The sequence below is a fragment of the Lawsonibacter sp. genome (genome assembly GCF_022777125.1).
Classification (GTDB): Bacteria; Bacillota; Clostridia; order Oscillospirales; family Oscillospiraceae; genus Lawsonibacter_A; species Lawsonibacter_A hominis.
Map to the genome: position 1 here is coordinate 1 of NZ_JALFGV010000015.1, position 11004 is coordinate 11004.

General features: G+C 63.0%; 12 protein-coding genes and 1 pseudogene. 1 reads left to right on the plus strand and 12 read right to left on the minus strand.

What is annotated here, in order from left to right:
• The 12 genes from MR825_RS01325 to ylxM form a co-directional block, all read right to left on the minus strand.
• On the minus strand, positions 1 to 1590 hold a 1590-nt coding region (locus tag MR825_RS01325; RefSeq protein WP_287878282.1), incomplete at its 3' end, for a phosphoenolpyruvate carboxykinase (GTP).
• A 138-nt stretch (positions 1591 to 1728) separates the two neighbouring features.
• Positions 1729 to 2586 carry a 16S rRNA (adenine(1518)-N(6)/adenine(1519)-N(6))-dimethyltransferase RsmA gene (gene rsmA, locus MR825_RS01330; RefSeq protein WP_186907810.1) on the minus strand — a complete coding sequence of 286 codons (858 nt, stop codon included), beginning with the start codon at positions 2584 to 2586 and terminating at the stop codon, positions 1729 to 1731.
• Between the two features lie 251 nt (positions 2587 to 2837).
• Positions 2838 to 3275, minus strand: coding sequence for a DUF3788 domain-containing protein (locus tag MR825_RS01335; RefSeq protein ID WP_287878266.1), 438 nt, complete (start codon positions 3273 to 3275; stop codon positions 2838 to 2840).
• A gap of 17 nt (positions 3276 to 3292) precedes the next feature.
• Complete coding sequence (locus MR825_RS01340) at positions 3293 to 4519, minus strand: zinc ribbon domain-containing protein (RefSeq protein ID WP_186907808.1); 1227 nt, start codon at positions 4517 to 4519, stop codon at positions 3293 to 3295.
• Positions 4497 to 5021 (minus strand): GNAT family N-acetyltransferase, encoded by a 525-nt coding sequence (locus MR825_RS01345; RefSeq protein ID WP_287878270.1) that lies wholly within the window; start codon positions 5019 to 5021, stop codon positions 4497 to 4499. The genes MR825_RS01340 and MR825_RS01345 overlap by 23 nt, the downstream gene beginning before the upstream one ends.
• Positions 5022 to 5255: 234 nt before the next feature.
• On the minus strand, positions 5256 to 6092 hold the full coding sequence (locus MR825_RS01350) for a DegV family protein (RefSeq protein WP_256175869.1): 837 nt from the start codon (positions 6090 to 6092) through the stop codon (positions 5256 to 5258).
• A 126-nt stretch (positions 6093 to 6218) separates the two neighbouring features.
• Positions 6219 to 6971, minus strand: a complete 753-nt coding sequence (trmD, locus tag MR825_RS01355) for a tRNA (guanosine(37)-N1)-methyltransferase TrmD (protein ID WP_287878273.1) — start codon at positions 6969 to 6971, stop codon at positions 6219 to 6221.
• A complete protein-coding gene (gene rimM / locus MR825_RS01360) occupies positions 6964 to 7464 on the minus strand; it encodes a ribosome maturation factor RimM (RefSeq protein WP_186907804.1) in 501 nt (166 codons plus the stop codon). The genes trmD and rimM overlap by 8 nt, the downstream gene beginning before the upstream one ends.
• Positions 7465 to 7649: 185 nt before the next feature.
• Positions 7650 to 7880, minus strand: a complete 231-nt coding sequence (locus MR825_RS01365) for a KH domain-containing protein (protein WP_287878276.1) — start codon at positions 7878 to 7880, stop codon at positions 7650 to 7652.
• A gap of 17 nt (positions 7881 to 7897) precedes the next feature.
• The gene (gene rpsP, locus MR825_RS01370) at positions 7898 to 8137 is read right to left on the minus strand and encodes a 30S ribosomal protein S16 (protein ID WP_186907802.1); all 240 of its coding nucleotides are present in this window, start codon (positions 8135 to 8137) and stop codon (positions 7898 to 7900) included.
• Between the two features lie 66 nt (positions 8138 to 8203).
• The gene (ffh, locus tag MR825_RS01375) at positions 8204 to 9556 is read right to left on the minus strand and encodes a signal recognition particle protein (RefSeq protein WP_256175864.1); all 1353 of its coding nucleotides are present in this window, start codon (positions 9554 to 9556) and stop codon (positions 8204 to 8206) included.
• Positions 9557 to 9559: 3 nt separating this feature from the next.
• A complete protein-coding gene (ylxM, locus tag MR825_RS01380) occupies positions 9560 to 9928 on the minus strand; it encodes a YlxM family DNA-binding protein (RefSeq protein WP_186907800.1) in 369 nt (122 codons plus the stop codon).
• Between the two features lie 189 nt (positions 9929 to 10117).
• On the opposite strand from ylxM, the pseudogene MR825_RS01385 reads away from it, so the two are divergent.
• A pseudogene (locus MR825_RS01385) lies at positions 10118 to 11004 on the plus strand (hypothetical protein); the annotation flags it as partial.

Here is an 11004-nt window from a genome sequence, read left to right on the forward strand (position 1 = left end):
GGCCTCGACCTCGCCCGCCGCACGACGGACGATCCAGTCGAGAACGCGCGAGTTGTCGCCGTAACCCGGCCACATGAACTTGCCGTTCTCATCCTTGCGGAACCAGTTGACCTGGTAGACCTTCGGGAACTTCTCGCCGAGCTCGGCCTGCATCTCGAGCCAGTGACCCCAGTAGTCGGCCATGTGGTAGCCGCAGAAGGGAAGCATGGCCATGGGGTCCCGGCGCACCACGCCCACCGCGCCGGTAGCGGCTGCTGTGGTCTCAGAGGCCATGATGGAGCCCACGAACACACCGTGCTCCCAATCGCGGGACTGATAGACCAGCGGCGCGGTCCGGGCGCGGCGGCCGCCGAACACGATGGCGGAGATGGGGACGCCCCGGGGGCTTTCAAACTCCGGAGAGATGCAGGGACAGTTTTTAGCGGGGGCGGTGAAGCGGGAGTTGGGGTGGGCGCCCTTCTCGGCGGAGACCGTTCCATTCCAGGGGTTGCCCTTCCAGTCCACGGCGTGCTCCGGCGGGTTTTTATCCAGGCCCTCCCACCAGACGGTATCGTCGTCCAGGTTGTGGACCACATTGGTGAAGATGGTGCCCCGTCTGGTGGTGGCCAGGGCGTTGGGGTTGGATTTGGCATTGGTGCCCGGGGCCACGCCGAAGAAGCCGTACTCCGGGTTCATGGCCCAGAGCCTGCCGTCCTCGCCTACACGCAGCCAGGCGATATCGTCGCCCACGCACCAGACCTTCCAGCCCTTCTCCTGATAGTGTGCCGGTGGGATGAGCATGGCCAGATTCGTCTTGCCGCAGGCGGAGGGGAAGGCGGCGGCCAGATAACGCACCTCGCCGGCAGGGTTCTGGATGCCCAAAATGAGCATATGCTCGGCCATCCAGCCCTCGTCGCGGCCCAGACAGGAGGCGATGCGCAGGGCGAAACACTTTTTGCCCAGCAGCACATTGCCGCCGTAGCCGGAGTTGACGCTCATGATGGTGTTGTCCTGGGGGAAATGGACGATGTAGCGCCGCTCCGGGTCGAGCTCCGCCTTGGCGTGAAGGCCCTTCACATAGTCGGGGGAATCGCCCAGAGCGTCCAGCACGGACTGCCCTACCCGTGTCATGATGGCCATATTGAGCACCACGTAGATGGAGTCGGTCAGCTCGATGCCGTATTTGGCGAAGGGAGAGCCCACCACGCCCATGGAGTAGGGGATCACATACATGGTGCGGCCCTTCATCGCGCCGGTATAAAGCGGTTTCAGCCTGGCGTACATCTCCGCCGGGGCCATCCAGTTGTTGGTGGGGCCGGCGTCCTCCTGCTTCTCGCAGCAGATGAAGGTACGGTTCTCCACACGGGCCACATCGTTGACCGCCGTACGGTGCAGATAGCAGCCGGGCAGCTTTTCCTGGTTGAGCTTCTCCAGCTCGCCGGTGGCGCAGGCCTGGCTGCGCAGTGCCTCCAGCTGCGCCTCGCTCCCGTCGATCCAGACGATGGCGTCAGGCTGCGTCATCGCCGCCATCTCGTCGATCCAATCCAATACAGCGCGGTTTTCCGTCAATGCCATGGGGTGGGTCCTCCTTTGTGTTTCAGTTTCCGGGATACTGGTAGCTCTATTGTAGAAGAATCTTATAAAATTTGCAAGTCCTTTCGCCTCGTTTTGCAAAAAAGCGGTGATTTGTGCGAAAAAAACCAAAACGCAACACGCCCGGCAGGTTCGCTGCCGGGCGTGCCGCTCCGTTCAAGTTGTCTGGATGGCCGCCGCTACGGCGGCAAATTCCGCAATCCCCAGCCGCTCGCCCCGCACGTCTGGGGGCAGTCCGGCGGCCTCGATGGCCTGCCGCAGCGCCTGTTTCCCGACCTGAGCGCCGAAAGCGGAAGACAGGCCATTGAGCAGTGTCTTACGCCGCTGGGCGAAGGAGGCGCGCACCACACGGAAAAAGAGGGCTTCATCCACCAGCGTCTGGGGGGGCTCCCGCCGGGGGATCAGGCGCAGGACGGCGGAGGTCACCTTGGGGGCGGGAAGAAAACACTCCGGCCCCACATCGAAAAGCAGTTCCGGCTGTGTGTGATACTGGCAGAATACGGAGAAGGCCCCGTAATCCGCGGTGCCCGGCGCGGCGCAGATGCGCAGGGCAACCTCCCGCTGGATCATTACGGTGATGGAGGCAAACAGCCCGGATTCGATGAGACGGGTCAGCACGGGCGTTGTGATATTGTAGGGCAGGTTGGCGCAGGCGATGGGGGTGAGGCCGGAGAGACGCTCGTTTACCAGCGCGGCCAGATCCAGCTTCATAATGTCTCCGGGAATCACCGTCACATTGCGGCAGGGCGCCAGGGTCTCCGACAGGATGGGCAGCAGCGCCCGGTCCAGCTCCACCGCCGCCACCTGCCCGGCCCGACGGGCCAGCTGGACGGTCAGAGGACCGATCCCGGGCCCGATCTCCAGCACGCCGCAGCCGCTGTCCGCGCCGGAGGCCTCCGCAATGTCCCGGGGCACCCAGCCCTCGATCAGAAAATTCTGCCCCATGCTTTTGGAAAAGCGAAACCCGTGCCGGGCCAGCAGGGCCTTGATATCGTTACCGTTGCAAAGATCCACAGACCGTTCCTCCGCACAGAAAATGGACGGCGCACGTCCGGGTTCCAGTATACCCGAAGAGCGGTACGCCGTCAAGGCAAAGACTTGCGATCGGCGTGCGGGGGTGATGGGGTAAGACGACGGAAGCAGGAAGGGGAGCAGCGCTATGGAAGCAAAGGTCAGACCCTATCCGCCTTCAGACGCCGCGCAGGCGGCCGCCATTTGGAATTAGGTTGTGGAAGACGGCGCAGCCTTTCCCCAGACCGAGCGCCTCACCGCGTCCGGTTCGGTTTGCGCTTGAGCGCCAACAGGGCTTTCACATCCTCCAGCACTTCTGAGGACCCCACCTCCAGGGAAAGCCAGCGCACGCCGTTGGACATGGGCCTTGTCTCCTTCCACAGCCGCTGTGTGCCAAGGGAGAGCGTTGGCAAGCGCTGCTCGACGGCGCTTGCCAGCCTGCAGCCTGCCACGATCAGGCAGACGAAGGCGCCCGCGCCGGGGTAGAGGGTACATAGGGCCGCGCCGCCGGCTCTGTACTTGACGTTCCAGCCGCGGCCCATGCTGCATGTGCTGTATGTGCAGACCGGGTCAGTGTGATAAGCCTGGCTGAGATAGTGGACTAGCTCCGTCCAGAGCGGGGTCTCCACATAGGCGGCCAGCTCTGCCTCCGTGGGCGGTTCCGGCCCGGGGTAGATGGTGTTCCAGTCCATTGGAATTCTCCTTCGGCCTATTTCTTCCAGCGCAGCAGGGAGGGGAAGAACTGGCGCATCTGTGTTTTGGCCTGTTCCGGGGTCAGGACGGGATTGGCCTGGACCATCATGGGAGTGCAGAACTCGATCATCTCCTCCATGGTCATCGCGCAGGTGAACGCGCCGTTCTGGTAGCAGTACTTGCAGTAATGGGGGCTGGGAGCGCCGTCGGCCTCGGTGCCGAGGAGTGCATCGCTCAGGGGCATGCCGCAGGATTGACAAAATTGCTGGTTCATAAATGATTCCTCCTGTCGATTAGATGCCGCCAGTATATCACAGCAATCCTGACACCCTGTGTCAGCTTTTTCACTGTTTTGCCAGATTTCCTTGGCCAGCTGTCCCAGGCGGCGGCACAGGCGCTCCGGTTCCAGCACCTTCAGGTCCGCGCCGAAGGAGAGCAGATAGCCGTACAGCCAGGCGTCCTCCGGAAGCGCTGCCGATACGGAGAGGGCGCCGTCCGGTTCCCGAACCACGCAGTTGGCGTCGAATTCATCATAGACTCTCCAGGCCATGGCAGGGGAGAAGCGCAGACGCACCGGGAGAACGCTTCCGCTGTAGGGGCCTTCCGGTTCGATGGACGGGGGCGGGGGAAGGGGAGCGAAGGTCTCCTCCAGCAGCTCCAGAGCAAGTATGCGCGTGAGCTTGAAGGTGCGCCAATCCTTCCGATCCAGGCAGAGGCCCTGGAGATACCAGGCGCGTCCCTTGAAGACCAGACGGGCGGGACAGACCCGCCGCCAGTTCGTCTGACCATCGGAGCCGGCATAGGGGAAGCGGAGCACCCGGTGGGACAGGATGGCCGATTTAACGGCGTCAAACTTGGCGTTGTCCGCACCGGCGGAGCCCCAGCGGGACATATCCACCTGAAGCCAGTCGGGTTCGCTGCGGCGGAAGAGGCCGGAAAGTTTGGCCAGTACCTCTTCCGCGCCCAGCCGCGCATCGCCCGGGAGGCTCTGCAGGGCGGTGAGCAGCTGGCGCTGCTCACCCTCGGAAAAAGCGGCCCGGTCCAGTACGCAGTGTTCCATCAGGGCCACTCCGCCGCCCTTGCCGGGAATGGCATATACCGGCACCCCCGCCGCCGACAGGGCGTCTATATCCCGGTAAACGGTACGTACGGATACCTCAAACCGCTCCGCCAGCTCCGCCGCCGTCATCCGCCGCCGCTGGAGCAGCAGGTAGACGATCTCAAACAGACGGCTTGACGGCATAGCCAACCGCAGGCCGCAGACGGGCCATTTTGTATTCGTCGGCATATTGTCCGCAGCGCACGGTGGTCATGCGCAGCAGGCCCTCCTTCTCAAAGCCGAACTTCTCATAGAGGCGGATGGCCCGCTCGTTGTCGGCAAAGACCTCCAGCTCCACACGCACCAGCATGAGCCAGTTGTCGGCCAAGTCCAGCATAGCCTTCATCAGGGCGGTGCCTACCCCCTGGTTTTGGTAGTCCGTATGCACGAACAGCCCGATGCTGCCCACGTGGCGCATCCGGGGATTGGAACAGACCTGGAGTCCGGCGGCTGCGATGATCGTGCCGTCCTCTGCGGCGGCCACAAAGTTGTGGTCGTTGGGGCCAAGCGAGGCGAGAAAGGCCGCGCTGTCCGCGGTGCGGCAGGAGGGGAGGCCCAGGGTGTTTTCAAACACGCCGGGCATCCGCCGCAGGGCGGCGATCCCCGGCGCATCTCCCGGTTCGACGGGGCGGATGGTATAGTCCATAAAGGCTGCCTCCCAGAACTGATTTTTGCCACTATATAGTCGACGCACTTGAAAAAACGCAAATAGCGTTTTTTCACCCGGTGGATCGTTTTGCTCCTTTTGAAGTGCTCTGACTATAGCACAGAAAAAGGAAAAAAGCAACCGCCCGGAGGACGCTTCCTCCGGGCGGGGTGGAATGGATTTCGTACCTGTATTCGGACGGCTCAGGGCGGTCCAGGCGCAGGTGCGCGCCCGTCAGTAGGCTGCCACCACGCCGCCGTCGTTGGCATAGACCGTGGCGATGCCGCCGGTATCGCTGATAACGACCTGTTCAAACCTGCACTGCTTGAGGGCCAGCTCCTTCAAATAGAAGGCGCGCTCCAGACAGTTGCAGTGGGTGATCGCCAGCCGGCGGCCCGCATGCTTGGGATCGGCCGCCATCAAGGAGACCATCTTGGACAGGGCCTGCTTGACGGACAGCGCCTGGCCCCGCTTGCAGATCTCGCCTTCCGGGGTCGCGCCCATCAGTAGCTTGATTTTCAGGGTGCTGGTGACCAGCGCCTGGGTCTTGGTCAGGCGGCCGTTCTTTTTCAGGTTGTCCAGGGTCTCCAGCACGAAATAGGTCTCCATCTCGTTGATATACCGGGATACATGGCTTACCACGGTTGTGAAATCCATACCCGAGCAGGCAAGTTCCTGAATCTTCAAGGCGACCAGCACCTCTCCCGCAGAAGCGGAGCAGGAATTGAAGATGTGCACACGGGCGTTGGGGTGCTCCTCCAGCCACAGCAGCCGCGCCTGGGCCGCGGCGTTGTGGGAGCCGGAGAGCAGAGCGGACAAAGTGACGACATACACATCGTCCGCGCCGCAGTCAAAAGCGTCCAGGTACTGGGCGGGGGAGGGACAGGCGGTCCTGGGGGCGCTCTGGCACTCTTTCATCCGCCACAGCAGGTCGGCCTGGTCGAAGGAGGCGTCGTCCACCACCGTGTGGCTGCCGACCTGGATGCGCAGGGGCACGCTGAGAAAGCATTCCTCCCGGAGCTGGGCGGGCGTCAGGTCGCAGCAGCTGTCAACAATGATCTTAAAACTCATAGAAAAGATTCCTTTATATGGTGTTGGATATTAGATTGAACGTTACTGCCATTGTAGCACCTGCCGCTGCAAAAGTAAAGGGGAAACCTGTAAACAATTCGGAAACCGGCGCGCATGGGCTCCGCCTCAGAGCGAGGGGCCGGTTTCCTCCTCCAGCTCTCGCAGGAGCGCTTGATCCTCCCGGGAGGATAGATCCAGCTGGGCGTACAGGTCCGGGCGGCGCAGGCGGGTGCGGAGAAGGGCCTGCTTGCGCCGCCAGCGGGCGACCTTCTTGTGGTCGCCGGAGCGGAGGACGGCGGGCACCCTGCGGCCGTGCCATTCCTCGGGACGGGAGTATTGCGGATATTCCAGAAGGCCGTTCCAGTGGCTCTCGTTTTCAAAGCACTCCGGATCGGACAGCACTCCGGGCACCAGCCGGGCCACCGCGTCGGCCACCACCATGGCGGGCAGCTCGCCGCCGGTGAGCACAAAATCTCCGATGGAAATCTCCTCGTCCACGCACTCCTCGATAAAGCGCTCGTCGATGCCCTCATAGTGACCGCAGACCAGGATCAGGTGGCTGTAGCCATCCCGCAGGCGCCGGGCGTCGGCTTCGCAGAAGGTTTTCCCGGCGGGGGAGAGGTAGATGGTGCGGCCCGGGCCGTAGGCGTCCACGATGTGCTTCCAGCACTGATAGAGGGGATCGGCCTGCATCACCGCGCCCCGTCCGCCGCCGTAGGGGTAATCGTCTACCTGCTTTTGTTTGTTTAAGGTATAGTCCCGGATCTGATGGGCTTCGATGCGGAGAAGGTCCCGCTCCTGGGCGCGGCCCAGGACGGACTCGTTCATCATGTCGCCCACGGTCAGATCGAACAGGGTCATAATATCGATCTCATACATCTGTCTGCATCCCCTCGATCAGCCGCACCTTGAGATAGCCCTCCTCCACGTTGGTCTCCACCAGGAACTCGTCCACCGCGGGGATCATATAGTCGTGTTCCCCCCGGACGACATAGACCTCGTGCGCCGGGGGAGTGAGCACATCAATCACAGCGCCCAGCTCCGCGCCGCTGTCCGCATCCAGCACCCGGAGCCCGATCAGGTCGGCGATAAAATGCCGCCCTTCGGGCAGGACTACGCCGGTGCGGTCGATGCACACAGTGCGGCCCTTGAGGGCCATGGCGGCGTTTACGTCGTCCACCCCCTCCAGCAGGGCCAGTACGTTGCCCTTGTGGATACGGGCGGAGCGGACCTTGACGGGCCGTTCCCCCAGGTAAAGGGTGTCGAACCGGCAGAGAAATTCCGGCGAGTCGCACCAGGGAACGATCTTCACTTCCCCCTGGATGCCGTGGGTATTGACGATTTGGCCGGCCTCCAAAAATCGGTTTTTCATTGGTATTCACCTGCTTTGAAACAGATCGTCCCCTTCTCACGCGGAAAGCGGAGGGGACGGCTCGGGAGCGAAGCGGCACAGGTTGGGCAGAACCGATCCGCCCTCTGAGTCAGAACGGAAACAGCCGGCCGACCATTTGGTCGGCCGGCTGTTTCCGCGCTATGAGGAACGTGGTTCCCCCGGAGTCAATCGACGATCTCCACAGAGACCCTGGTGCCCTGGCGCTGAGCCACCGAGCGGATCAGCGTGCGGATCTCCTTGGCGATGCGGCCCTGACGGCCGATCACCTTCCCCATGTCCTCGGGGTCTACCCGCAGCTCCAGGAGCGTCTCGCCATCGCCCGCATGTTCGGTGACATGCACCGCATCCGGGTGATCCACCAGATTCCGGGCGATGTAAGTGAGCAGTTCTTTCATGGTGCCTCCGCCCTTCCTTAGATGGCGCCGGCTTTTTTCAGCAGGGCCTTCACGGTCTCGGTGGGCTGGGCGCCGGTCTTGATCCAAGCCTGGGCGCGCTCGGCGTCCACGTTGATTACGGCGGGCGTCTTCAGGGGATCATACGTGCCGATCTCCTCGATGAAACGACCGTCGCGGGGATAACGGGAATCGGCCACCACGATGCGGTAGAAGGGAGCCTTCTTAGCGCCCATCCGGCGCAGTCTGATTTTGACCATTGTATCTTCACCTCCATATGATTTTGAAACTTTATCTGGAAACGCGCCGGCGGCGCGCTTACCAACTTAAAACGGCATGCCGGGCATCTTGCCGAATTTGCCCATCCGGCCCATGCGCTTCATCTGCTTGCCGGAGAACTGGCGGCTCATCTGCTGCATCAGATCGAACTGCTTCAGCAGCCGGTTGATGTCCACCACCTGGGTACCGGAGCCGGCGGCGATGCGCTTTTTCCGGCTGTTGTTGAGCAGGGAGGGATCCTCCCGCTCGGCAGGCGTCATGGAGAGGATGATCGCCTCGGTACGGGACAGGGCGCCCTCGTCTACCGTAGCCCCCTCCAGGGCTTTTGCGTTCATGCCGGGGAGCATCCCGGCGATGTCGGTCAGCGAGCCCATGCCCTTGAGCTGCACCAGCTGGTCGTAAAAGTCGGCCAGTGTGAATTTGTTTTTCCGCAGCTTCTGCTCCAGTTCGGCGGCCTTTTTGGCGTCGAAATTCTGCTGGGCCTTTTCGATCAGAGAGAGCATGTCCCCCATCCCCAGGATGCGGGAGGCCATACGGTCCGGATGAAAGACCTCCACCTGGTCGAGCTTTTCGCCCACGCCCACAAATTTGATGGGCTTGCCGGTAACGGCCCGGATGGAGAGGGCCGCGCCGCCCCGGGCGTCGCCGTCCAGCTTGGTGAGCATCACTCCGGTGAGGTCCAGTGCCTCGTCGAACGTCTTGGCGGCGTTTACCGCGTCCTGACCGATCATGGCGTCTACGATCAAAAGGATCTCGGTGGGTTCGACGGCGGCCTTCATGGCGCGCAGCTGATCCATCAGCTCCTCATCCACGTGCAGCCGGCCGGCGGTATCGATGAAAACGATGTCGTTGCCGTGCTTTTTGGCGTGCTCGATGCCCGCTTGGGCGATCGCGATGGGATCGGTCTGGCCCATCTGGAACACCGGTACGTCCACCTGAGCGCCCACCACCTCCAGCTGTGTGATGGCGGCGGGACGGAAGGTATCGCAGGCGACCAGGAGCGGGCGTTTGCCCTGCTGCTTTTTCAGGAAACCCGCCAGCTTGGCGCCGTTGGTGGTCTTGCCCGCGCCGTTGAGGCCGACCAGCATCACCACCGTGGGCGGCCTGGAGGAAATGGTCAGCTTGGTGCTCTCGCCGCCCATGAGGGCGGTGAGCTCCTCGTTGACGATCTTGACGATCATCTGCGCGGGGGTCAGGCTCTCCAGCACGTCGGTGCCCACGGCGCGCTCGGTGACGGCGGCGACGAACTGCTTGACCACCTTGAAGTTCACGTCGGCCTCCAGCAGGGCCATGCGGATTTCCTTCATGGACTCCTTCACGTCGGCCTCGCTCAGGCGGCCCTTGCCGCGGAGCTTTTTGAAGGCGGCGGAGAGCTTTTCGGTCAGTCCTTCAAATGCCATTGCCTACTCCTGTTTCAAATCGGACAGCACGGACCGGATCTGGGCGCACAGCCCCTCCAGCGCGTCGTCCTGGTAGCGGTCTTCGTTGAGCTGGCAGATGCCGTCCAGCGCATCGGCGATCTGGGCGAACTGCTCCTGCATTTTGTGAAAGCGGCGGATGATGCCGGTCTTGTCTTCCAGCTCGGTCAGGACGGCTTCCGCCCGGACGATCACGTCCCGCACGCCCTGACGGGTGATGCCGTAGTTTTCCGCGATCTCGGCCAGAGACAGGTCCTCGTTGTAGTAGAGGTCGTAAAACTCCTTCTGCCGGTCGGTGAGCATGTCGCCGTAGAAGTCGTAAAGCAAAGCCATGCGATAGGCCTGGTTCTTCAACGCTGCCGCCTCCTCTCGGATAAATGTAAAGCTTGTAAAGTTGCAAAGCTTTACAATAAAATGATGATACTACATTTCCTGCCTTTTGTCAAGGGAAAATCGCGCTTTGGAAGCAGGCGGAAGCGCACATAGTTTTCCCGCTGCCGGGGAATCCTCTCTGGCAGATGTGCACAGACGGGGAGGAAGCTTATGGAACTGGAACGGCTGGGACGGGAAACGGCGGCGGCGCGAAAGCCGGCGGAGCGCAGCGGCGGGCGGACGCTGGCCCGGCAGATGCGCCGGGCGCTGAAGGAGATCGAGGCCGCCCGGCGCCGTTTGGCGGAGGAGCGGGGGCAGGAGGCGCGCCCTGCGGCGGAATGGCTGCTGGATAACGCCTACCTGGCCCAGCGGGAGGGGAAGGACGCATGCCGGGCCCTTTCCCGGTGTCCCCGGCGCCTGCGCCGGGACGGGGCGGAGCTCTTCATCGGCGTGCTGGCCCGCACGCTGGCGGAGACCGGGACGGTGGGGACCGCCGAACTGGACGCCTTTCTGGGCGGCGTGCAGCGGGGCGCTCCGCTGTCTGAATTGGAGCTGGCCCATTTCATTCCGGCGCTCAAAGGGGCGCTGATCCTCCGCCTGGCACGGCTGTGCCGGAGTCTGCCGGGGCGGGACGAGGCCCTGGCGGGAGAGCTGGAGCGCCTGTTCACCACGCTGCGCACGCTGGGCGGCGCCGATCTGGCCCCGGTGCTGGAACGGCACAGCCAGGCCGAACAGGCCCTGCGGCAGGACCCTGCGGGCGCCTATGCCGCCATGGACGACGCCACCCGCGCCCGCTACCGGGACCGTTTGTGCGCCCTGGCCCGAAAAACGGGCCGCTCCGAGGCGGAGACCGCCCGCCGGCTGGGCGTGAAGTGTTATGACAAGGAACTGATCGCCTTGGCGGCGGCACACGGGGAACTGAATCACGAAAAGCTGACGGGCTTCGATGAAAAGCAGGAAAATCCATGGCTGTATGAGGCGGTCTACGAAGGGAATCACCACGTTCCCAAGGGCCGGTCCTTTTCGGCAGTCTTGTATCAGCTGCAAAGTGAGGTCAT

What these genes read in the sequence shown, in the direction of transcription:
- MR825_RS01365 (WP_287878276.1), bottom strand. Translation starts at nt 7,880, where the DNA reads ATGAAAGAACTGCTCACTTACATCGCCCGGAATCTGGTGGATCACCCG.
- rimM (WP_186907804.1), bottom strand. Translation starts at nt 7,464, where the DNA reads ATGAAAAACCGATTTTTGGAGGCCGGCCAAATCGTCAATACCCACGGC.
- MR825_RS01335 (WP_287878266.1), bottom strand. Translation starts at nt 3,275, where the DNA reads ATGGACTGGAACACCATCTACCCCGGGCCGGAACCGCCCACGGAGGCA.
- MR825_RS01340 (WP_186907808.1), bottom strand. Translation starts at nt 4,519, where the DNA reads ATGCCGTCAAGCCGTCTGTTTGAGATCGTCTACCTGCTGCTCCAGCGG.
- MR825_RS01345 (WP_287878270.1), bottom strand. Translation starts at nt 5,021, where the DNA reads ATGGACTATACCATCCGCCCCGTCGAACCGGGAGATGCGCCGGGGATC.
- MR825_RS01350 (WP_256175869.1), bottom strand. Translation starts at nt 6,092, where the DNA reads ATGAGTTTTAAGATCATTGTTGACAGCTGCTGCGACCTGACGCCCGCC.
- ffh (WP_256175864.1), bottom strand. Translation starts at nt 9,556, where the DNA reads ATGGCATTTGAAGGACTGACCGAAAAGCTCTCCGCCGCCTTCAAAAAG.
- rpsP (WP_186907802.1), bottom strand. Translation starts at nt 8,137, where the DNA reads ATGGTCAAAATCAGACTGCGCCGGATGGGCGCTAAGAAGGCTCCCTTC.
- trmD (WP_287878273.1), bottom strand. Translation starts at nt 6,971, where the DNA reads ATGTATGAGATCGATATTATGACCCTGTTCGATCTGACCGTGGGCGAC.